The organism is Mycolicibacterium stellerae, assembly GCF_003719305.1.
GTDB classification, from domain to species: Bacteria; Actinomycetota; Actinomycetes; order Mycobacteriales; family Mycobacteriaceae; genus Mycobacterium; species Mycobacterium stellerae.
Genome location: NZ_RARC01000004.1, coordinates 36,838 through 58,044, shown reverse-complemented (window position 1 = coordinate 58,044; position 21,207 = coordinate 36,838). Strand labels below are relative to the sequence as shown.

Sequence of the window (21,207 nt, the reverse complement as noted above, 5' to 3'; positions counted from 1 at the left end):
TCGCTCCTCGCGTCCGGCTCAGGCCGTCGCCTGGACGGCGCCGTACGTGGGGCTGGTCGTGAGCACCTCCGCGCCGTCGTCGCCGATCAGCACGGCGTCCCTGGAGAACACCGCGCCGACACCCGACTGCCATACGTAGCCCGTCACCGCAAGGACCATGCCCGGTTCGAGCCGCTCCTCGGCGCAGGTGGACGGCAGGTCCGCCGAGATCACCGGCGGGTCAAACCCGAGACCGAGACCGTGCGCGACGGGTGTCGCGGGCAGCGGCTCACCCGCCGCCTCGTACGCCGATAGCAGATCGGTGGCGCGGCCACCCGGCCTGCATGCGTCAACGAGGTGCTCCCACAACTCATTCGAGCGCCGGAACAACGCGTCGGCCCCCGCGACGTCGCCGACCGGCCAGGTCCGGCCGACCTCGCCGACATAGCCGTCGGCCAACGCGCCCGCAGACAGGGCAACGAGGTCTCCGTCGGCAACGCGGCCCTCGCCCGAATCGCGTCGCCACGAGTGGTCCTTGGGGGTGATCCACGCGCCGTCCTGAGTCGCGGGCGTGGTGATCCCGCCTGCCGCCATCGCCTCCATCATCGCGCCCGTCAGTGATCGCTCGCTGACACCTGGCGCCAACTCGGCACGCGCCGCCTCGAGTGCATGTTCCGCGACGCCGAGTGCCCCCCGCAGCACGGCGATCTCGTCTGGCGTCTTGATCCGCCGGGCTGCGCGCAGCGCGGGCTCCGCATCGACGAGCTCGGCGTTGGGGAACGCCATGGGCAGCAGCTGCGCGAATGTCGGTGTCAGCGAGTCGGTTCCGACCCGGCGGACGGTCGCCGCGCCTGGCAACTTCTTGAGCACGTCGATCAGCGTCATCGGGTTCCAGGCCAACCCGTAGAGATGGTCGTGGCCGATCTCGTCGGGGATACCCTCGTCCCACGTGCTGTTGAGGTGGATCTCGCCGGTCGCACGGATCACCTCGCAGATCGGGCCGAACGGCCTTGTGCCCGCCACCCACAGCTGAGGTGCACCTGTCACATAGCGGACGTTGGCCTGGCGGCCGAGGACCAAAATGTCGATGTCGTTGGCCGCCATCTGCGCGAGTACCCGCTCGCGGCGGCCACTGCGCAAAGCTTTTGGGTCGGGCAGGATCTCAGTGCCCATTGGAACCGCCGATCAGCGCATGACCGTATGGGGCGTAGGGATAGTCCGTGATTCGCGTATTGCCGTCCTCGGTGATCACCACGATCTCCTCGCTTCGATAACCCCCGGTGCCGTCCTCCCAGATCACCGGCTCCAGTACCAGCAGCATTCCGGCCGGGAAGACGAAGTTGTCGTCGAATTCCTGACCCAGATCCGTTCCGATCATCGGCATCTCGGCGGGTTGGGTGCCGATGCCGTGGCCGAGATAGAAGTGCGGCAGCCACGGTTTCCTGCCACCGTTGGCGGCGATCGCGGCGCGGGCCAGATCCCCCGACGTCGCGCCGGCCTTGGTGACCGCCAACACGGCGTCGATGATCTCGCGCCACTTCTCGAACTGAGCCTGCTGTCGGTCGGACACCTCGTCGCCGACGAGCCAGGTGCGGCCGAAGTCCGAGCAGTAGCCGTTGTAGGTGATGCTGACATCGGTCCACAACACGTCGCCGCCCTGGAGCTCACGCTCCGTCGTCAGCAGCGGCAGCGCCAGATCGCCAGTGGTGGTCCAAACGGCGCCACTGGTTTTCGTCGTTGGCATCACCTGCCAGATCGCCTCGAGCATGTTGGCGGTTGCGCCCAGCTCGAAGGCACGCCGGACGAACGCCGCCGACAGGTCGACCTGCCGCACCCCCGGTGCGAGCGCCTTGTGCACGTCCACCATGGCTTCTTCGGTGATCCGGCAGGCCCTGCGGACGCACGAGATCTGGTCTGGCGTCTTGACCAGCTTCGCGGGCCCGACCACCTGCGCGGCATCCGAGGGCGGACCCGACGGGAACAACCGTGCCTGTGCGCGGCGCATGGCGCCCGTCAGCTCGTCGACGGCCACGGCGGCACCCGCGGGGACGAGGTCGGCCAGCACCTTCGCGAAATGCTCCACACCCTCGTCGAATTCGAGGTAGAGCGGCCCGTGCAGGTGATCGGCGGGGACTTCGCTCACCGACACCGAACCCTCCCGCATCGGCATGAACAGGTGTGGGTGTTCGTCGTCGGCGAGCACGATGGCCACCGGCCGCTCGACGTGCGAAAGCCCGGCGTCCAACAGTCGCCAGCTGACACCGGTGGCGTACACGACGTTGCCGTTGCCGAGCAGGACGAGCGCGTCGACACCCTTGTCCTTCATCGAATCACGCAGCCGGGCACCGCACTCGCGGTACATGCGGGCCATGTCGGGGAGTTCGGGAACCTCGATGGCGGAACCGTTGACCGTCGCGAACGTCGTCATTGGACACCCAGGAAGCTCTTGATGTTGGAGCTGACGATCTTCGTCGCAGCCTCGGGTCCCACGGCGTCGACGACGGTCTTCAGCGATATCTCCGAGTAGCCGAACGTAGATTCGTTGTGCGGGTAATCGGAAGACCACATCACGTTCTCCACACCGATCTTGTCGATCAGCTCGAGACCGAGCGGATCGACCATGAACGAGGCGCACATGTGGTCACTCCAATAGTCACGCACACCGCGGGTGAGCTGATGGTTGAACATGTGGCGGTAGGAGGCCAGCATGTGTTCGGCATCCTGCAGGGCCGTTGGCACCCAGGCGATTCCACCCTCGAACCACCCGATCTTCAGGCTCGGATGCCGATCAAGGATGCCGGAGAACACGTACTTGGCGAACTGCTCGCGGAACGAGTCGACGTTCACCATCATGCCGACGACGACGCTGTTGTTCTGACACGGCGTCTTTGGCGGCGTCTCACCGATGTGGTGGCTGACCGGGATGCCGGCCGCCTCGATCTCGTCCCAGACGGCATCCATATCGGTGCTGCCGTAGTCGTAGATGTTGCCTTCGTCGTCCTTGCCGGGGTTCAGCGGAAGCAGGAACGTCTTCAGGCCGAGCGCCTTCAGCTCCTCGAGCGTGCTGCGAGTGCCCTTGGGATCCCACCAGTTGATCAGCCCGACGCCGTAGAAGTGTCCCTTGCTGCGCTCCTGCAGGTCGGCGATGTGCTCGTTGTAGATGCGGAACACCCGCTCGCGCAACGACTTGTCCGGGTAGTGGAACAGCGCCAGCACGGCGTTGGGGAATGCGAGCTCTTTGTCGATGCCGTCCTCGCGGAGTTCCTTGATGCGCGCCTCGATGTTGTTCGACGCCGCGCCTGCCAGATCGTCGTACTGCATCAGCACCCGGCCGAAGTCACCGCCGGTCCATGCCTTGCCCTTCATGCCGACCATGTAGGCGCCGTCCTCGTACCAGATCCGCGGCGCGGCCCCCTTCAGCTCCTCTGGGAAGCGCTCGTAGAAGATGTCCTCGGCCACCGAGATGTGGTTGTCGGCGGAGAAGATCTCGGTGCCTGCGGGCAGGCCGAAATCGCCCGTGGCATGGCCTTTGCGGTGTTTGGGCGCGCCGAAGCCCTCCGGCGGATAAAGAGTTGCAGTTGGGGTAGACATCGTTGGTACTCCAATCGGGCTGTGGTGCAAGACTTACCAGGTGACGGGGAGTTCGTATACGCCGTACGCGAGGCGATCGTGCTTGAACGGCACCTCGTCGAACGGCACCGCGAGCTTGAGGGTGGGGATGCGTCGCAGCAGCGTGTGGAACACGATCTGCAACTCGGCACGGGCAAGCTGCTGTCCGACGCATTGGTGCCTGCCGTAGCCGAAGCCGAGCTGCTGCCCCACGTCGCGACTCAGGTCCAACTTCTCGGGTTCGGGATAGGCGACACTGTCCCAATTGGCTGGAGCGAGGTCGATGATGATGCCATCGCCTGCGCGAATCGTCTCGCCGCCGATCTCGATATCCTCGACGGCTACCCGCCGTTGGCCGTTCTGGATGATCGACAGATAACGCATCAGTTCTTCTGCGGCGTTGGCGATGAACTTGGGGTCATCGGAATCGCGAAGCAGCGCGGCCTGTTCGGGGTTCTCGAGCAGGGCGAGGATTCCGATGCCGATCATGTTCGCGGTGGTCTCGTGGCCCGCGATCAACAGCCCGGTGCCCAGCTGCGCGGCCTCCTTGACGCTGATCTCACCGGCGTTGACGCGTTCGGCCAGGTCGGAAACCGCGTCCTCTGACGGATTCTCCATCTTCTTCTTGACCAGGTCGATCAGGTACTGGTGGAGGCTCATCGCCCCCTTCTGCCCGGCCTCGGCGGTGGCGTACCTGGCCAGCCCGACGTTGGCGTGGTGCTGGAAGAACTCATGGTCTTCGTATGGAACGCCGAGCATGTCGCTGATCACCCTGGTCGGCACCGGCAGTGCGAGTTTCGTGACGAGGTCGGCGGGCTGCGGACCGGCCAGAATCGCGTCGATGCACTGATCGGTGACCTCCTGAATCACCGGACGTAACCCCTCGACGCGCTTGAACGTGAAGGGCTTCGACAACATCCGGCGAAACCGGGTGTGCTCCTCGGCATCGGAGGTGAACACCGACCGGGGCCGCTTGTTGACGGTGGACAGCATGTGCTCGTTCCAGTGCGGGAAGCCGTCCTTGCGATCGTCGACGCTCACGCGCGGGTCGGCGAACAGCTCACGGGCCACCTCGTGTCCCGTGATCAGCCAGGGTGTCGTGCCGTTCCAGATCCGCACCCGGGACAGCGGCTTGGCCATGCCCATCTCGAGCATCTGCGGTGGGGGTGCGAACGGACACCGAGCGTCACGTTCCATCGGATACTCGGGGACGTCGGCGGTGACGTCGGACGCGGCGGTCAGTGTGTCGGACATAGGCCTCTAGTTCATTCCTCGATGTCGATGGCCAGGGCCGGGCAGGCCGCGGCGGCGTTTCGGACGTTGTCTTGCTGCGCGTCGGCCGGGCTGTCGTCGAGCAGGACCACGACACCGTCGTCGTCGCGCTGGTCGAATACGTCGCTCGCATTGAGCACGCACTGACCGGACGACACGCACTTGTCCTGGTTGACAGTCACTCTCATGTCAGGGCTTCTCCGTGACGGGTGCGCGCCACAGCCCGACAATGGCGTCGATCAGGCCCGACGCGACAGCCGTCCAGCTTGCTCGCGGCACGCCATCGCCATCGGCGAAGGCACGCTCGAAGTCGGCGCAGGTGTGCATCATCAGGTTGCGCACCATGATGTTGCGTTCGGCAACTACGGCCATCGGCAACTCGGGCAGGCAGCGCGTGATGCCGTCGACGACGGCGACCAGCGATGGCGACGCGAGAGCGTCGCGGACCACGATCTTCTGATAGGCCGGATCGGCCAACGCCTGGGCGGCGAACCGCGCGTACCAGGTGGGGTTGCCGAGTTGCGCCAGGTGCTCGGTCAGCGAGCACACCATGCACGTGATCCAGTCGCGCAGCTCGGTCGAGTCGCCGATATCGGCCACCATGCTTTCGAGCAGCCGCTCGATCGACGCGCGGTGCTTCTGCTCGATCGCCCGCACCAGGTCGGTCTTGGTGCCGAAGTGGTAGCCCACCGCGGCGTTGTTGCCCTGGCCCGCGGCCTCACTGACCTGCCGGTTCGATACGGCAAATACGCCATGCTCCGCGTACAGCCGCTCGGCTGCTTTCAGGATCGCTTCTTGCGTGCTGCTCGCCCGGTCGGCGCGGACAGCTCTGGCCGTCGTCACCACATCAGTCAACTCGCCCGTAGCGATTAAGTCAAGCGACTGCTTTAAAATGGTCACCCGTCCGCTCCGCGACGGTGCGTGTCTGCACACGACACGCCGCAAAAATTTGACAGTTTGTGCACGCTCGCGCAGAGGGGCCGTCACGGTTTCGGCTTGCGGACGATCACCTTGCCCGCCACCGTCCCGCCGTCTACCGGCAGCACCGTCCCCGTCACATACCGAGACCGGTCAGTGGCGAAATACAGCGCAGCCTCGGCGACGTCGTCGGCCGTTCCTTCGCGCTTCAGGGGGCGGTCGTTGCGCATCGTTTCGCGGATCTTCTCCTCGAACTCCTCGAGCTTCTCGAGGTCCTCCCCCGACGCCGACTTACGCACGATGGCGGTCCGGATGTTGCCGGGCGCGATGGCGTTTACCCGAATCTCGTAGTGCGCCAACTCGATAGCGGCCGACTTGGTGAACTGGATGACCGCCGCCTTCGACGCCCGGTAGGTCATCACACCGCCGCCTGCCAGGATGCCGCCGATCGAGGTGATGTTGATGATCGATCCGCCGGTGCCGGCCTCTCGCATGTGGCGCGCGGCGTCGCGGGTGCCCGCCATCACGGCCCGCAGATTGACGGCCATGATCTTCTCGAAGTCTGCGAGGTCGTCGTCGAACAGGCTGCGATGCATCGTGCCCGACACCCCCGCGTTGTTGACCATCACGTGCAACCCGCCGAACCGCTCGACCGCCGTGGTCACCAGCCCGCTGATCTGGTCGAGCTGCGACACGTCTGCCTCGACGAAGAGCGCATTGTCGCCGATGTCGGCGGCAAGGGCCGCACCCGCGTCGCCGTCGACGTCGGCGATCAGCACCTTGGCGCCTTCGGCGGCGAATCGCCGCGACATCCCTTCGCCCAGTCCCGCTGCGCCGCCGGTGACTACCGCGACCTTGCCCTCGAGTTCGTTGCTCACCTAGCTAAACCCTTCTCGCCCAAACCAACGTTTGGGCGCAAAAGTGCGAGTAAGTAGCGCCAAAACGTCGATCTCGGCGCGGTGCCACTCAACTCACCTCGCCGAAAAACTCCAACAGCAATTCGTTGACGGCATCGGGTTGTTCGATCTGCGGGCAGTGACCCGCCCGGTCGATGACGGCCGAGCGGCCGTTCGGGATCTGCTTGGCGATCTCGGCCGCCCAGCCATCGGGCAGCAGCTTGTCGCTCGCACCCTCGATCACCATCGTCGGCACGGCGATCCGCTCGTAGCACCGCTTGCTCGACGGAAGTGGCGGTGGTTCCAGGCCCGGCCGTCGGAACCTGGCCGCCGCCAGCGCCTCCCACGCGCCAGGCGCAATGCTGGACTCGTAGCGCCGCGCCACGTACGCGACGTCGTTCGGGTAGGCCGGGTCCGCGAAGAGCGCCTCGACGATCCGCTTCATGCCGGGCAACGTCGCGTCGTAGTCGTACAGCGCGGCCGAGTGCTCGTTGCGCTGGATCTCGCCGCCGCCGCAGATCATCGTCAGGCTCGCGGCGGGCAGCAGCGGGGAATCCGAAGTCGCGTCGATGAACATGTTGACCGCGCCCATCGAGTTTCCGACGAAGTGCGCGCTGTCGACTCCGACAACATCGCAGAACCGGGCGATGTGCCGGATCCGCATGCCGCGGCCGTCGTTGAAGTCGATCACCTTGGCCGAGCGCCCGAAGCCGAGCATGTCGAGGGCCAGCACACGGTAGTGCTCGGCCAGCGCGGCAATATTGCGCTCCCAACCCAGATCCGCGCTGACGCCGAACTCGCCGCCGTGCAGTAGCACGACCGGATCGCCCTGCCCCGCTTCGAGATAGCCGGTGGCGAGCCCGTCGACCAGCACCGTCTTGCGGTGGGCGTCGGTCACGCCGTCTCCCATGCGGTGCGGGCGAAGGCGAGCACCTGCGCGGCCAGCATGTCGAGTTGGTTCCGCACGGCGGGGTCGGCGACCTGGCCTTCGGAATCCCAGATCTCGTCGGCCGAGTTGATGGCCACCCCGAGCGGGGTCGGCCAGGCGCGCAGCGCATGCCCGATGCTGCGCAACTGGCCGAGTGTGCCGACGGCGGCCTGCCAGCCGTACGCACAGCTGATGCATCCCCAAGGGGTGTTGTCGAGATACACCCGCGGGTCCTCGCGGAGGTCCTCGATGTAGTCCAGCGCATTCTTCACCAGACCGGAGACCGCTCCGTGGTATCCGGGCGAGCCGACGACGACGGCGTCGGCGCCACGCAACGCGCCCACCAATTCGAGCGCCTTGGGCGTGCGCTCCAACTCATGCGGGGCGTACATCGGTAGGTCGAGGTCCTCGGCGGAGAACAATCTGGTCTGCCCGCCCTGCCGTTCGACAGACGCGAGGCAGTAGCGCAGCGCCCGCTCGGTCGACGAGTTGGCCCTCAGCGTTCCGCCGAGCCCAACGATCAGCGGTGCTCCGCCCGTTGTTGTGGTTGCCGTCATCGTTGCCACCTACTTGATTGCAATGGGATTCACCGGTGATCCGACCGCGCCGGTCACCCGCAGCGGCGGTGCGACGAGCTGGAATTCGTATACCCCGTCGGCCGCGCAGTCCTCGGCCAGCGCTGTGAGATCCCAGTACTCGCCGAGCATCAAGCCCATGTCACGCAGACACAGCATGTGCATGGGCAGGATGGCGCCGTCGACGGCGGAGACGGGGTTCTCGACCATCAGGTTGTCGGCGGCGACGGCGGCGATCTCGTGGTCGTGCAGCCACGATGCGCACGTCCAGTCCAGCCCGGCACCGGGCTCGCCGCCGTCGCCGGTCTGCAGAAACCTTGCCCACCAACCGGTCCGGATAAGCACGATGTCGCCACTGCCGACGCTGACGCCCTGACTCCTGGCCGCCTCGTCAAGCTCGGCGGGGGTGATCGGGTCGCCGAGCTCGCAGTATGTGTCCACCCCGCGCAGGCGCACGATGTCGAGCAGCACGCCGCGCGACGTGATGCCCTTGACGTCGACCTTGTCGATGCCGCAGTGAATCGCACCGAGACTGGTGACCGATTCCGCGGGGAACCCGTTGTACAGCTTGTCCTCGTAATAGACGTGCGAGAGCGCGTCCCACTGGGTGGCCGCCTGCAACGGCATGATGATCATGTCGTCGTTGAACCGCATCGGGCCGGCGTCGGAGTATCCGCTGAGCTGGACGGCCGACGGGTTCTGCAACCACTTGGAGCCGTACTCGAGCAGTGTCCTGGCGTCGCCGCCGTCGACCGTCATCACGTGTGTCGGGTTCTGCCGATAATGGAACGCGCCCTGTGGGCCCGACGAGCCGAAATCCACACCCAACGCAAAGACCTTGCCGTGCTTGACGAGCGACGCGGCCTGTTGGACCTTGTCGGCGGTGATGAGGTTCAGCGTGCCAAGCTCGTCGGCCTCCCCCCACCTTCCCCAGTTGCGGACTTCATCGGCAACGCAACGAAAGTCACTCAGGTCGGCCATGTTCCGCCCTTCTCCGTTCGTCGGCCACGTCGCCGATAACTCTTTGGGCAACCGAGCCGCCGTCGACCCAGATCACCTGTCCGGTGATATACCTGGCCGCACCGCTGTTGAGGAAAACCAGCACGCTGGCCTGCTCGTCAGGGCCGGCGACGCGACCGATGGGTGTGGAGAAAGAATCGAGGAACTCCTGGCCGTACGCGCTGCGCAGTTGGTCGAGGATGGGTGTGTCGGTGACACCCGGTGCGGTGCAGTTGATCCGGATGCCCTTGGCACCCAGAGTCGCGACGTTGGCCATGCCGTAGAGGATGATCGCCTCCTTCGACAGTCGATACCCGCCGCCGTCGGCGACCGGCTGCGGATTGCGCTCACACCAAGCGACGCCGTCGGCCATCGACGTGGTGTCCAGCAGCCCAGCGGTCACCGCGGCATTGCTGCGATATTCCGACGCGGCGAGCGACGACACGTTGGCGATCGCCGCCCCTGACGGCATCGACGGAATGAGCGCTTCGGTGAAATGCCGGGTGCCGAGGAAGTTGATCGTGACGACCTTGCGTGGATCGCCGATGCCCGACGACACACCCGCGATGTTGAAGAGCGCATCGACCGGACCGTCGATCGCGGCGACGGCACGATCGATCGAGACCGGGTCGGACAGATCGAGTTCGTGGAACTCCTTGAGCTGCAGCGCAGGACGCTGCAGATCCAGACCGACGACCTCTGCGCCCAGCTCGGTGAGCTGCCGCGCGGCTTCGGCGCCGATACCGGAGCCGCAGCCGGTGACCACCGCGCGTCGGCCGTCGTAGCGCCAGAGGTCCTCGATCTGTCCCATGTCCTAGCTCGCGTCCGCCCCGGTCATTCGCTCCTCGCGTCCGCAGAAGGGTTCCTGCTGTCCCATCCTTGCCCCGACTTGAGCTTCGCCGCAGCAGCTTCGATACCTGCGTTCATCTCGTCCATCGCCAGCGACACCTCGTTGGCGGTGTAGTTCTCGCGTCCGGTCGGCAGACCGCCGAACGCATAAGTCTCATCGAAGGTGGGTGCATTCGACGCAGGCCTGCGGGCCTCGGCCCTCTCGAGGATCGGCTCCATCCTCTTGGCCTTCTCGGCGGCCGACTTCTCGTGGCGTTCGATGAACTCGGGCAGCACGTCGGAGCCCATCAGCTCGATGGACTCCATCGTCTCTTCGTGGCGGCGGGGAGTCAGCAGCAGGATCAGTTCGTCGACCCCGGACTCTTCGTAGCCGCGCAGGAACTCACGCACGGTGGCTGGGCTGCCGATGGGCCCACGGTCGGGGCCGTAGACGATGCTGGGATCCTTCTCGATCTCCTCGAGGTGGCGCTTCCACACGCCGGTCCGGCCCGGCGTGTGCATGCCGGTCATGTAGTAGTGCATGATGCCGAACGCGAAGAACCCGCCGCCCTTGCCGAGCCGCTCGATGGCCTGCTCGTCGGTGGGCGCCACCATCATCGACAGGTCGCCGCCGATCGCGAGGATGTTGGGGTTCATCTGCGGCGTGACGGGCACCGCGCTTTCCTCGAACTCCTTGTAGTAGCCGTTAACCCGCTCCGCAAGGGGGCCGGGCCCCGTGTAGGCGAAACTCAACGCGCCGAGGCCCTTCTGGGCGGCCATCGACACCGACGCGGGCCTGGTGCACGCGACCCACACCGGTGGGTGCGGCTTTTGCAGCGGCTTGGGCACCACGTTGCGCGGCGGCATCTCGACGTGCTCGCCCTTGAACCCGGTGAACGGCGTTTCGACCATGCAGCGGATCGAGACCTCGAGCGCCTCTTCCCACATCTTTCGCTTGTCCGCGGGATCGATGCCGAACCCGCCGAGCTCACCTACCGAGGAGGACTCGCCGGTGCCGAACTCCACGCGTCCGTTGGAGATCAGGTCGAGCGTCGACACGCGCTCGGCGACCCGGGCCGGATGGTTGACCGCAGGCGGCAGGTGCATGATCCCGAAGCCGAGCCGAATGTCGCGGGTGCGCTGGCTCGCCGCGGACAGGAAGATCTCGGGCGCGGTGGAGTGACAGTACTCCTCGAGGAAGTGGTGTTCGGTCAGCCACACGGTGGAGAAGCCGGCCTTGTCGGCGGCTTCCACCTCGTCGAGGCCGTCCTGGAAAAGCTTGTGCTCGTCATCGTCACTCCACGGCCGCGGCAGCGGGAATTCGTAGAACAGCGAGATCTTCATTTGGTCACCTTTCGATGCGAATCGAGTGTCGAATCGGTTTTATTGCCACCGGTTTCCGGCAGCCGGTCTTCGATGTGCTTGGCGGCCACGTAGCCGAAGGTCATCGCGGGGCCGATGGTCGCGCCCGCGCCCGCGTAGCTGCGGCCCATCACGGCGGCAGAGGTATTGCCGACTGCGTAAAGGCCCTTCACGGTGCTGTCGTCGGCGCGCAGGACGCGGGCGAACTCGTCGGTGCGCAGCCCGCCAGAGGTGCCGAGGTCGCCGAGGATGATCTGGAACGCGTAGTACGGCGGCTTGCCAAGCGGATGCAGGTTGGGATTGCCCAGCGTGGGATCGCCGTAGTAGTTGTCGTACTTGGAATCACCCCGGTTGAAGTCGTCGTCGTGGCCCTTGTGCGCCAATTCGTTGAAGCGGTCCGCGGTCTTGCGGAGTTGCGTGGGCGGCACGCCGATCTTCTCGGCGAGCTGCTCGAAGCTGCTGCCTTCCTTCACGATGCCCGACTCCAGCCATGCCTTCGGCACTTTCCATCCGGTGGGGACCGGAGCGAACGGCACCTTGGGAATCGGAAGGTGACCCCCGACGACATACCGGTGGAATGACCGGATATCGGTGATCAGCCAGCACGGGATGTGCGCGACACCCGATTCTTGTCCCTTGATCATCGCGTGCGCGAAGTCCATGTAGGGCGCCGCCTCGTTGATGAAGCGCTCGCCGTCGCCGTTGACGACGAACTGCGCGGGCATCATCCGCTCGTTGAGCATGAACTGCAGGCGGCCGTCGGGCCAGCACATGGCGGGGAACCACCAGGCCTCGTCGAGAAGTTCGGTCGATCCGCCCGCCTTCTCCCCCGCGCGGATGCCGTCACCCATTGACGCGGGATTGCCGAAGCTCCAGTCCTTCTCGAGCACCGGCAGGTGCTGTCTGCGCCACTCCATGTCGTGGTCGAAGCCGCCTGCCGCGAGAATCACGCCGCCGCGCGCTCCGATGCGCTGCTGCTCGCCGTCACGTTCCACTACCGCCCCGACGACCGTGCCGTCGACATCGGTAATCAACTCCGTCATCGGCGAGTTGAGCCACAGTGCGATGTCGTGCTCCTTCATGGCCAACCGCAGACGCGCGGCCAACGACTGTCCGATCGCCGCCATCCGGTCGCCGAACACCCGCGCCCGCAACATCCGCCAGATCAACTTCAGCAGAACGGCTTTGCCGCGCCAATTCTGCCGCACTTGGTAGAACAGCCGAAGATCCTTTGGAGCGAACCAGATACCCTTCGGCGCCAACGCGAGTGGCTGCAGCAGGTTCTGCTCCTCGTCGCCGAGGCGGCGAAGGTCGATGGCGGGCACGTTGATCGTGCTGCCGAGCTCCGACCCGCCAGGCAGCTCCGGGTAGTAGTCGGCGTAGCCGGGTTTCCAGACGAACTCGAGCCAGCGGCTGCGCCGCTCGAGGAACTCCATCATCTTCGGCGACTTGTCAACGTACTGACGCAGCCGCGCGTCGCTGACGAGACCGTCGGTGATCGTCTTCAGGTATTCGAAAACCCCGTCGGGATCGGGAACGTAGCCTTCTTTGCGCTGTGACGGAGCGCCGGGCACCCAGATGCCGCCGCCGGACAGCGCGGTGGATCCGCCGAAGTGCGCCGACTTCTCGACGACGAGCGTGTCGAGTCCGGCCGCGTCGGCGGTGAGCGCGGCCGTCATGCCGCCGCCGCCGGAGCCGACGACGAGAACGTCGACCGTCGTGTCGAATTCGCCTGCGGTCATCGGGAGGGCACCGCCGTCCGCACGGCGAATCCCGCGATCAGCTCGGGAGCGGCGCGGTAGAACCGGCTCTCGGTCCGATACTGTCCCTGGGTTGCGAGTGCGGAAAAAGCGGCCACCCACGTGCGCACCTCGTGGGCAGAGTGGCCGGCCTCGTGCGCCATCCATGACGTGGACCAGCCGTCGACGTCGGATAGGTGGCCGCTGTCAACGATTTGCAGGAAACGGTGATCCCATTCCGGGTTGAGCGGTTGTAGCTTGCTCTCGCCGTGCGCGAAGTTGTGTGCGGCCTCCATCACCGCGACCTGACGCGCCTGGCGTTGCTCGGCCGACATCGGCTCTCCGCCGACGATCCGGCCAAGCGCGGCGGGCGGCGCCGTCGCGAGCGTCGGGACAGGCGGATCGTGGGATAGCCCGCCCGATCCGATGACGAGCACCCTCTTGTCCAACGTGGCCAGGTAGTTGCCGACCGCTGTGCCGAGCGCACGCGAACGACGCAGCGGCCCAAGGGGTGTGGCGACCGAGTTGATGAAGATCGGGATGACCGGTCGCATGGTCGCGTCGCCGAACAGCGTCTGCAGCGGCTGCACCGTGCCGTGATCGACGTCCATGCTCGCCGAGATCGCGACGTCGACGTCTGCGGCGAGCACCGCTTCCGCCAGTCCGGTTGCGATGTCTTCAGGTACGTCGAGCGGACCGGCCTGGGTGCCGTAGTCGCCGACCCCGGTGGCCTTCGTGCTGATGCAGAACGGCGGCATCATCCGGTAGAAGACGCCGTTGTAGTGGTCCGGGGAGAAGATGACCACGAGTTCGGGGTCGTAGGCGGTCACGACGTCCCTGGCGGAGGCAAGGGCGGCGTCGATGTCGTCAAGGAGATCCTGCGACGGTCCCGGAAGATTCAGAAGTGGACTGTGGGACATACAGCACAGTGTCAGCGGCATCGTTGCCTCCTCCCTGGGTCAGGTAGAGAACCTTGAACAGCGACGCGCTCAGCGGGGCCGCGCGCTGGGCGATGCAGGCGCCTGCAATGCATCGGTCAGGGCGCAGGAAGAGCACGGACTCGGTGTGGGCGTCGAACCACGCCTTGAGGGCGCCGGTGCGGTCGCCGACGATGACGACGTCGGGATCGTCGTGCCCGGTCCAGCGAAGCTGTGTCATCGGCCGCACCGCAACGAACTTGGCCCCCAACGCCTTCCATCGTGCGAACGCCTCGTCACCGAGTAGGGCGCGGGGGTTGTTGCTCCAGCACAGCACGGCGAAGCCTGCGCCGAGCACGTCGTCGAGCAGCACGTTCTGCTGATCGCGGGTGTCGACGCGGGGCTGGATGAAAAGCGTCCCCGTCGGGGAGGTCTCCGCTCGAGGCTCCGAGTGGCAGACGGCACCCTGCTCGTAACGCGGCATCGGCTTGAACCGCATCTCGAGTATGTAGCGCTTGAGGGTGGGAACCAGCGAGGCGCCGTGAATCACCTTGTCGCGCAGGGCGGCAACCCGCCGGTTCGTCGGCGAGATGACGCGTCCGACCATGGTGGACAGGTCGATCATCGCCCTCGCGTGCTTGCGGCGTTCGACATCGTAGGTGTCGAGCAGTGCGTCCTCGGCCTGGCCGGTCACCACCGCCGCCAACTTCCAGCCGAGGTTGGCCGCGTCGCGGATGCCGCTGTTGTAGCCCTGGCCCTGCCACACCGGCATCAGGTGCGCGGCATCGCCTGCGATCATCAGGCGGCCATGCCGGAACGCGCCTGCGATCCGAGAGTGATGGGTGTAGACGCGGTGTCGAATGATGTCGACGCGATCGGGGTCGGGAACCATTTGGGCCAGCATGCGTCTGACGAATGCCGGGCTGTCCGCCTCTTCGTCGGACTCGTCGCCGTGGATCATGAACTCGAACCGCCGGATTCCGTGCGCGATCGAGATCGACACGTATGGCCGAGCCGGATCGGCACCGACTTCGCTGTTCGGATGGCCCAGTGGGTCGTTCGCGCAATCGACCACCAGCCAGCGCGTCGGGGAGGTGGTGCCGTCGAACGACACACCCATCAGCCGCCGGGTGGCGCTGCGGCCGCCGTCGCAGCCGACGACGTAGCGGGCGCTCACCGGTTTCCTGCCGTTGGCGAACTCGACCGTGACGCCCTCGGCCGTTTCGGTGCAGTTCTCCATCTGGTGGCCCCACCGGACCTCGACGGTGTCGAAGCGATCGAGGCCCGCGTACAGTTCGGCGTCCACCATGGGCTGGACGAAGCCGTTGCGCTTGGGCCATCCGAAGCGGGCGTCCGGCGGCGCCATCTCGGCGAGCAGCTTTCGCTTCGCGTCGAAGAACCGCAGGATCTGGTTGGGCACCGTGTGAGGCAGGATCTGGTCCACCAGCCCGATGGATTGGAACGTCCGCAGCGCCTCGTCGTCCAGCCCGACCCCGCGTGGATAGTCGATGAGGCTGTCTCGTTCGTCCACGATCAGGGTGCGAACGCCGTGGTGCCCAAGGATGTTGGCAAGGGTGAGGCCGACGGGGCCTGCCCCGACGATCACGATGTCGGCGCTTGCCCCGGTCACGATGTCCTGTTTGTCGGCCACGGTCATCGCCCCAACAGGAAGTCCAGATGGAGCCGGTTGAAAGTCTTCGGATCCTCGTACTGCGGCCAGTGCCCACAACCCGGCATCACCTCGAACCGGGCGCCGGGGATCATCGACGCGATTCGCCTGCCCTCGGTGACGTCGGCGGTGGGGTCATCGCTGGTCCACACCACGAGTGTCGGAGCGGTAATCGCTCCGTACTCCTTGGGCCCGAGAAGGTTTCGCGCCCGGATCTCCGGGTCCTGTAGCGCCATGATGTCGCGCATGGCATTGACGAAGCCGGGCTGGCGGTAGATCCGCTGCCTGCTGGCGACGATGTCGTCGTAGTCCTTGGACTTGTCTGCCATCAGCCACTTGATCCGCGCCTGCACCGTTTCCCAGGTCGGCGCCTCGACCGCGGCCATCGAAAGCGTGATGATCCGCCTCATCACCTCGGGGTCGGCCTGCGATCCGCCCGCGGTGTTGAGCACGAGCCGGTCGATGCGGTCGGGGTGATCGAGGGCGGCGCGGGATGCCACCCATCCGCCGAGCGACTCGCCGCTCAGGTGCACGCGGTCGGCGCCGATGGCGTCGAAGAACGCCATCAGGTGCGCGATGTAGTGGCTGACTTCCAGCGGGTGGCCCGGCTTGTCGGTGTACCCGTGCCCGAGCATGTCGATCGACCAGGTGGAGAAGTGTTCGGCGTGCGCCTCGAGGTTGCGGACGTAGGCCTCGGCGTGACCGCCTGACCCGTGCAGCAGCACCAGTACGGGCTTGCTCTCGTCACCTGCGTGCAGGTAGCGCGTGCGCACCCCGCCCGCGTCGAGGTAACCCTGTGAGAACGCGACGCCCTGGAGATCACTCCAGACGCTTTCGTGCTCCGACACCCCGTCACCTTTCTTGACGACGAGAACCCGATTCTCGTAATTTGTAAGCACTCTGCTCATTTATCGCACATGTACGTGCACTATAGTCAGAGCATCACTCTCTAGAATCCGTCTGTCAAGGAGGGGGTGTCGTGCCAAAGGCCAGTCCCGACGCTGGAGGTAACAGTGCGCCCGGTTCACAGACCCTTGCGCGTGGACTCTCCGCACTCCAGCTGGTCGCAGCGGCCCCGAACGGGCTGACCGCACAGCAGGTCGCAGACGACATCGGTGTGCACCGAACGATCGCGTACCGACTGCTCAACACGCTTGCGCAGTACCGGTTCGTGGCCAAGGGCGAAGATGGTCGTTATCGTTCGGCGGCAGCGCTGGCGGTGCTCGGCGCGTCGTTCGACAACAATGTCCGGCAGCTGAGCGTGCCCACGTTGCGCGCGCTGGCAGATGAACTCGGCACCACGGTGTCGTTGCTCATCGCGGAGGGTGACCAGCAGGTCGCCATCGCGGTGATCGTGCCGACGAATGTGTTCTATCAGCTGTCTTTTCACGAGGGCAGCCGCTATCCGCTGGACCGCGGGGCGGCCGGAATCGCCCTGTTGGCCAGCATGCCTCCGCGCCCGGCCGAGCGCCCGCTGGTGCCGCAGACACGCAAACAGGGTTGGGTCATCACACACGGCGAGATCGAGCCGAACACCTTCGGGCTTGCGGTACCCGTCCGACGGAGTCCGCCGTCGCCGCCGACATGTATCAACCTCATCTCGCACCGTGAGGACGTGGTGATGAACGGCAGAGACTCAGTCGTAAAGGCGGCAGGAGAATTATCCGCGATCCTCGGGTGAGGGTCCGTGCGCGGGAAGGGTGAGTGACGGTGACCGATTGGGACGACGAAGTCGACGTGGTCGTGCTGGGCAGCGGCGGCGCAGGCCTGACGGCCGCGCTGGCCGCCGCGGCAAGCGGTGCATCGGTGGCGGTGTACGAGAAGGCGGCGACGGTGGGCGGTACCACCGCGGTGTCCGGCGGCATCGTGTGGATACCCGCGCATCGCCGCTCGCCCGACGGTGAGCTGACGGAAGCCGACGCGCTGCGGTATCTCGAGGCGCAGTCGCTCGGCGTGATGGATCGCGAACTCGTCGAAACGTTTGTGCACACCGGCCCGAAGATGCTCGACTTCGTCGAGCAGCACAGCGAGCTGCAGTTCGAGATCGCCGAGGGTTTCCCGGATTACAAGCCCGAGCTGCCGGGTGGGCGGCCGACGGGCGGTCGCTCGCTGAACGCCAAACCGTTCGACCTGGCCCGGCTGGGCGAATGGAAAGACCGAATCATGTCGTTTCCGGCCGACTTCAGCAATGTCGGCATCGACGCCGAGACGCGGGCGAGGATCCACGCCGCCGTCGACGACAAGGACGGTGACTACTGCGTGGCGGGCACCGCGCTGATCGCCGGGTTGCTGAAGGGCCTGCTCGATCTGGGCGTGACTCCCCACACCGAGGCAAGAGCGCTGGAGCTGATCGCCGACGACGGTGTCATCGTTGGCGTGCGAATCAATCACGGCGGCAAAGATATTCGCGTCAGGGCTCGCGCAGGCGTGGTGCTCGGCACCGGCGGGTTCGAATGGGACGAGGCGCTGGTCGAGGCGTTCCTGCGGGGGCCGATGCATGGGCCGGTTTCACCGCCGAACAACACCGGCGACGGTCTGCGGATGGCGATGGCGCACGGCGCCGACCTGGCGAACATGGGCGAAGCGTGGTGGGTGCCGATCATCCAGATCCCCGGCGACACCTTCGAGGGCAAGCCACGCAGCAGAAGCGTCCGGCTCGAACGCACCAGGCCCAGAAGCATCATCGTCAACCGCGCGGGCAAGCGATTCCTCAACGAGGCGGGCGAATACAACTCGATGGCGGGCCCGTTTCACCATCTCGACCCGCGCCACGGCTACCTCAACGATCCGGCCTGGATCGTCTTCGACGACCAGCACCTCAAGCGATACGGGTTCCTCGGGGTGGAGCCCGACGGCCCTGTGCCCCCGTGGTTCTGCCAGTCGAGGGATCTTGCCGAACTGGGCGACAAGACGGGCATCGACGTCGAGGGCCTGGCGCGAACGCTGGACGCGTGGAACGAGAACGTCGCAGACGAACACGATCCCGACTTCGACCGAGGCTCGAGTGCCTACGACGGGTATTGGGGCGACAACGACGCCGCGACGACCGCGGGAAAGACCCTCGGCCCGATCGACACCGCTCCCTACTACGCGGTCCCGGTGACGGTGGGCGCGATGGGAACCAAGGGCGGTCCGCGCACGGATCGCGACGGCCGCGTGCTGCATGTCAGCGGCGAGCCGATCCCTGGCCTATACGCGGCGGGCAACGCGATGGCCGGTGCGACCGGTAAAGCCTACGGCGGTGCGGGCGGGACCATCGGCCCGGCAATGGTTTTCGGCTTTCGTGCCGGATACGCGGCGGCGAAGGCGAAGTCGGTCTCCTAGGGTACGCGTACCGGTACGTTGCACCAGCCCAGCACGTTCGTCATGTGTACCCGCTGCAGCCCGGACCGGTCGATGTCGTACCGCGGAATCAGGTCGAGCAACGTGTCCAGCGCCATCCGGCCTTCCATCCTGGCAAGCGCGGCGCCGAGGCAGCTGTGGATGCCGTAGCCGAAGTTCAGGTTGTAGCCGACTTTGCGCTCCCGATCGATGTCGAAGCGGTCGGCGTCGGGGAAGAACCGTTCGTCGCGGCTCGCCGACCCGTTGATGAGCATGACGGGGTCATCGGCGGGGATCGTCTTGCCGTGCAACGTGACATCGCGAGTCGTGGTACGGATCTGGTACTGCGACGGACCCTCGTAACGCAGTAGCTCCTCGAACGCAGCAGGGATCTTGGAGCGGTCGTCCTGCAGCTTCTGCCATTGGTCGGGGTTGTCGGCGAACACCACGACGGCGTTGCCGACGAGCTTGGTCACCGTCTCGGCGCCCGCGCCGCCGAGCATGGTGGCGAACCCGGTGATCTCGATATCGTCGAGCCGCCTGGCCTCCCCGTCCTCGGTCACTTCCGCCTCGGTGAGCCTGCTGATCATGTCGTCTTGCGGCTTCTTGCGGCGTTCCTGAATGAGTTCGTAGTAGTAGGCGGCGGACTTCATCATCGCCTCGATGCCCTCGGGCGATGTGCTCATCTGGCCCGGCTTCCGCTCCAGGCTCTCGTCAAGCCAGAGCCGTAGTTGCTGCTGGTCGGCGGCGGGCACGCCGAGCATCGACGTGATGATCTCTACCGGGAACAGCGCCGCGAAGTCGGCGACCGCGTCGAACGACGACGGATCGAGTTGGCTCGCGTAACGATCGATGGTGTCGCGCACCAGTTGTTCAAGTGACGCGACCGCTCGCGGCGTGAAGACGCGGTTGACCAGCTTGCGCATCCGCTCGTGTTCGGGTGGATCGAGGCTGATGATGATCTTCCCGGCGAGGCTGTCCGTGTCCCCCGACGCCGCGGCCTTGACGATCTCGAGCGTGACGCCCTTGGCCGATGAGAAGGTCGCGTAATCCTTGATGGCCGCGGAGACATCCTCGTATCGGGTCAGCGCCCAGAAGTCGTACGTCTCGTTGTAGTACAGCGGCGCCTCGTCGCGCATTCGGCGATACGTCTCGAAGGGTGCTTGGAAGTAGTCGTCCGAGAACGGATCGAAGACGACGGGGCCACCCGACACTGTTGGACTCGATACGCTCACCGCTTCGCTCCGTTCCGTCGTCGCAACTTTGTGTATCAGATCAAGGCTCTACCGGGACGGCGAACAGCTGCTCCGCCGCGGTGTAGGGGTCCGATCGGCCGTCGGCGACCAGCTCCGCCAACCGGTCCAGATCGGCATGGCCCCGCAGCCTCGTCTGGGCCAGCGACAGAATTTGCCCGCGCGCACGCGCCTTGCGGCGTTCCGGGCTGTCGGCACGGGCATGCGCCTCGATGGCTTCCACCAACTCGGCGATGCCATCCCCCTGTGCGGCTATGAGTTTCAGGATGGGCGCGTTGGTCTCGGCACGAAGGTCGCGCACGGTCTGGTCGGCGCCCTCGCGGTCGGCCTTGTTCACCACGACGATGTCGGCGACCTCGAGCAAGCCCGCCTTCGCGGCTTGAACCGCGTCTCCCGCACCGGGATTGAGCACGACGACCGTCGGGTCGGCGATCGCGGCGATCTCGATCTCGGACTGACCCACGCCGACCGTCTCAGCCACGATCAGGTCGTAGGAAAGGGCGGCGAGAAGCCGGGTGGCCGCGGGAACCGCGGCGGCCAGACCGCCGAGGTGACCTCGCGTAGCGACCGAACGGATCAGCACGTCGGGATCGTTGATGTGGGCGGCCATCCGGATCCGGTCACCGAGCAGTGCGCCGCCGCTGTACGGCGACGACGGGTCGACGGCGAGCACGGCCACCCGCATATCGCGGGCGCGGTACGCGCTGACCAAGGCGGCGACCGTGGTGGACTTGCCCGCACCCGGTGGCCCCGTCAGGCCGATGATGCGGACAGGGTTGGTCGCGCCGAGCGCGTCGAGCACTTCGTCGCGGCGAGAACTCTCGACCAGGCTCAGCAACCGCCCGGCCGCCCGGGTGGACCCGTTGCGTGCCGCGTCGATGAGCTCATCGATGGTCATCTAAAAGATGATGGCTGCTGGCACTTGGCGTGACCCCGTTTCGG

At 66.1% G+C, this 21,207-nt stretch carries 20 protein-coding genes; 2 read left to right on the top strand and 18 right to left on the bottom strand.

Annotated elements, in window-relative coordinates; genetic code table 11:
- Positions 1-18: 18 nt before the first annotated feature.
- The 16 genes from D6M19_RS07475 to D6M19_RS07400 form a co-directional block, all read right to left on the bottom strand.
- Positions 19-1,152: a M24 family metallopeptidase gene (locus D6M19_RS07475; protein ID WP_123024568.1), complete on the bottom strand. Its 1,134-nt coding sequence runs from the start codon at positions 1,150-1,152 to the stop codon at positions 19-21.
- Positions 1,142-2,407 (bottom strand): M24 family metallopeptidase, encoded by a 1,266-nt coding sequence (locus tag D6M19_RS07470; protein ID WP_123024567.1) that lies wholly within the window; start codon positions 2,405-2,407, stop codon positions 1,142-1,144. The genes D6M19_RS07475 and D6M19_RS07470 overlap by 11 nt, the downstream gene beginning before the upstream one ends.
- On the bottom strand, positions 2,404-3,570 hold the full coding sequence (locus D6M19_RS07465; RefSeq protein WP_123024566.1) for an amidohydrolase family protein: 1,167 nt from the start codon (positions 3,568-3,570) through the stop codon (positions 2,404-2,406). Before D6M19_RS07465 ends, D6M19_RS07470 begins: the two co-directional genes overlap by 4 nt.
- 33 nt (positions 3,571-3,603) lie before the next feature.
- On the bottom strand, positions 3,604-4,842 hold the full coding sequence (locus D6M19_RS07460) for a cytochrome P450 (RefSeq protein WP_123024565.1): 1,239 nt from the start codon (positions 4,840-4,842) through the stop codon (positions 3,604-3,606).
- Positions 4,843-4,853: 11 nt separating this feature from the next.
- Positions 4,854-5,048: a ferredoxin gene (locus D6M19_RS07455; protein WP_123024564.1), complete on the bottom strand. Its 195-nt coding sequence runs from the start codon at positions 5,046-5,048 to the stop codon at positions 4,854-4,856.
- Between the two features lies 1 nt (position 5,049).
- Complete coding sequence (locus D6M19_RS07450; protein ID WP_123024563.1) at positions 5,050-5,760, bottom strand: TetR/AcrR family transcriptional regulator; 711 nt, start codon at positions 5,758-5,760, stop codon at positions 5,050-5,052.
- Between the two features lie 83 nt (positions 5,761-5,843).
- Positions 5,844-6,656, bottom strand: a complete 813-nt coding sequence (locus tag D6M19_RS07445; RefSeq protein WP_123024562.1) for an SDR family NAD(P)-dependent oxidoreductase — start codon at positions 6,654-6,656, stop codon at positions 5,844-5,846.
- Positions 6,657-6,744: 88 nt separating this feature from the next.
- Positions 6,745-7,584 carry an alpha/beta fold hydrolase gene (locus D6M19_RS07440; RefSeq protein WP_123024561.1) on the bottom strand — a complete coding sequence of 280 codons (840 nt, stop codon included), beginning with the start codon at positions 7,582-7,584 and terminating at the stop codon, positions 6,745-6,747.
- Positions 7,569-8,159, bottom strand: a complete 591-nt coding sequence (locus tag D6M19_RS07435; protein ID WP_123024771.1) for an NADPH-dependent FMN reductase — start codon at positions 8,157-8,159, stop codon at positions 7,569-7,571. Before D6M19_RS07435 ends, D6M19_RS07440 begins: the two co-directional genes overlap by 16 nt.
- A gap of 9 nt (positions 8,160-8,168) precedes the next feature.
- The gene (locus D6M19_RS07430) at positions 8,169-9,158 is read right to left on the bottom strand and encodes a cyclase family protein (protein WP_123024560.1); all 990 of its coding nucleotides are present in this window, start codon (positions 9,156-9,158) and stop codon (positions 8,169-8,171) included.
- Positions 9,142-9,987 (bottom strand): coniferyl-alcohol dehydrogenase, encoded by an 846-nt coding sequence (locus tag D6M19_RS07425; RefSeq protein ID WP_123024559.1) that lies wholly within the window; start codon positions 9,985-9,987, stop codon positions 9,142-9,144. Before D6M19_RS07425 ends, D6M19_RS07430 begins: the two co-directional genes overlap by 17 nt.
- A gap of 23 nt (positions 9,988-10,010) precedes the next feature.
- Positions 10,011-11,348 carry an LLM class flavin-dependent oxidoreductase gene (locus D6M19_RS07420; RefSeq protein ID WP_123024558.1) on the bottom strand — a complete coding sequence of 446 codons (1,338 nt, stop codon included), beginning with the start codon at positions 11,346-11,348 and terminating at the stop codon, positions 10,011-10,013.
- Positions 11,345-13,108 carry an FAD-binding protein gene (locus D6M19_RS07415; protein ID WP_123024557.1) on the bottom strand — a complete coding sequence of 588 codons (1,764 nt, stop codon included), beginning with the start codon at positions 13,106-13,108 and terminating at the stop codon, positions 11,345-11,347. Before D6M19_RS07415 ends, D6M19_RS07420 begins: the two co-directional genes overlap by 4 nt.
- On the bottom strand, positions 13,105-14,025 hold the full coding sequence (locus D6M19_RS07410; protein ID WP_234834747.1) for a 3-carboxyethylcatechol 2,3-dioxygenase: 921 nt from the start codon (positions 14,023-14,025) through the stop codon (positions 13,105-13,107). The genes D6M19_RS07415 and D6M19_RS07410 overlap by 4 nt, the downstream gene beginning before the upstream one ends.
- The gene (locus D6M19_RS07405) at positions 13,973-15,679 is read right to left on the bottom strand and encodes a bifunctional 3-(3-hydroxy-phenyl)propionate/3-hydroxycinnamic acid hydroxylase (protein WP_123024556.1); all 1,707 of its coding nucleotides are present in this window, start codon (positions 15,677-15,679) and stop codon (positions 13,973-13,975) included. The genes D6M19_RS07410 and D6M19_RS07405 overlap by 53 nt, the downstream gene beginning before the upstream one ends.
- A complete protein-coding gene (locus D6M19_RS07400; protein WP_123024555.1) occupies positions 15,676-16,539 on the bottom strand; it encodes an alpha/beta fold hydrolase in 864 nt (287 codons plus the stop codon). Before D6M19_RS07400 ends, D6M19_RS07405 begins: the two co-directional genes overlap by 4 nt.
- 131 nt (positions 16,540-16,670) lie before the next feature.
- Here D6M19_RS07400 and D6M19_RS07395 point away from each other — a divergent pair, with 131 nt between their 5' ends.
- Positions 16,671-17,372 (top strand): IclR family transcriptional regulator, encoded by a 702-nt coding sequence (locus D6M19_RS07395; protein WP_123024554.1) that lies wholly within the window; start codon positions 16,671-16,673, stop codon positions 17,370-17,372.
- Positions 17,373-17,401: 29 nt separating this feature from the next.
- Positions 17,402-19,015, top strand: a complete 1,614-nt coding sequence (locus tag D6M19_RS07390) for an FAD-dependent oxidoreductase (RefSeq protein ID WP_123024553.1) — start codon at positions 17,402-17,404, stop codon at positions 19,013-19,015.
- On the opposite strand, the gene D6M19_RS07385 is transcribed toward D6M19_RS07390, so the two are convergent.
- Entirely contained in the window at positions 19,012-20,247 is a 1,236-nt protein-coding gene (locus D6M19_RS07385; protein WP_234834746.1) for a cytochrome P450, read from the bottom strand. The two genes, D6M19_RS07390 and D6M19_RS07385, sit on opposite strands and share 4 nt — an antisense overlap.
- Positions 20,248-20,287: 40 nt before the next feature.
- On the bottom strand, positions 20,288-21,163 hold the full coding sequence (meaB, locus tag D6M19_RS07380) for a methylmalonyl Co-A mutase-associated GTPase MeaB (protein ID WP_123024552.1): 876 nt from the start codon (positions 21,161-21,163) through the stop codon (positions 20,288-20,290).
- Positions 21,164-21,207: the final 44 nt, after the last annotated feature.

Excerpts from the sequence above, each read along its gene's own strand:
- D6M19_RS07435 (WP_123024771.1), bottom strand. The coding sequence starts at position 8,159 with ATGACGGCAACCACAACAACGGGCGGAGCACCGCTGATCGTTGGGCTC.
- D6M19_RS07475 (WP_123024568.1), bottom strand. The coding sequence starts at position 1,152 with ATGGGCACTGAGATCCTGCCCGACCCAAAAGCTTTGCGCAGTGGCCGC.
- D6M19_RS07430 (WP_123024560.1), bottom strand. The coding sequence starts at position 9,158 with ATGGCCGACCTGAGTGACTTTCGTTGCGTTGCCGATGAAGTCCGCAAC.
- D6M19_RS07440 (WP_123024561.1), bottom strand. The coding sequence starts at position 7,584 with ATGGGAGACGGCGTGACCGACGCCCACCGCAAGACGGTGCTGGTCGAC.
- D6M19_RS07425 (WP_123024559.1), bottom strand. The coding sequence starts at position 9,987 with ATGGGACAGATCGAGGACCTCTGGCGCTACGACGGCCGACGCGCGGTG.
- meaB (WP_123024552.1), bottom strand. The coding sequence starts at position 21,163 with ATGACCATCGATGAGCTCATCGACGCGGCACGCAACGGGTCCACCCGG.
- D6M19_RS07470 (WP_123024567.1), bottom strand. The coding sequence starts at position 2,407 with ATGACGACGTTCGCGACGGTCAACGGTTCCGCCATCGAGGTTCCCGAA.
- D6M19_RS07415 (WP_123024557.1), bottom strand. The coding sequence starts at position 13,108 with ATGACCGCAGGCGAATTCGACACGACGGTCGACGTTCTCGTCGTCGGC.
- D6M19_RS07410 (WP_234834747.1), bottom strand. The coding sequence starts at position 14,025 with ATGTCCCACAGTCCACTTCTGAATCTTCCGGGACCGTCGCAGGATCTC.
- D6M19_RS07460 (WP_123024565.1), bottom strand. The coding sequence starts at position 4,842 with ATGTCCGACACACTGACCGCCGCGTCCGACGTCACCGCCGACGTCCCC.
- D6M19_RS07405 (WP_123024556.1), bottom strand. The coding sequence starts at position 15,679 with ATGACCGTGGCCGACAAACAGGACATCGTGACCGGGGCAAGCGCCGAC.
- D6M19_RS07420 (WP_123024558.1), bottom strand. The coding sequence starts at position 11,348 with ATGAAGATCTCGCTGTTCTACGAATTCCCGCTGCCGCGGCCGTGGAGT.
- D6M19_RS07455 (WP_123024564.1), bottom strand. The coding sequence starts at position 5,048 with ATGAGAGTGACTGTCAACCAGGACAAGTGCGTGTCGTCCGGTCAGTGC.
- D6M19_RS07465 (WP_123024566.1), bottom strand. The coding sequence starts at position 3,570 with ATGTCTACCCCAACTGCAACTCTTTATCCGCCGGAGGGCTTCGGCGCG.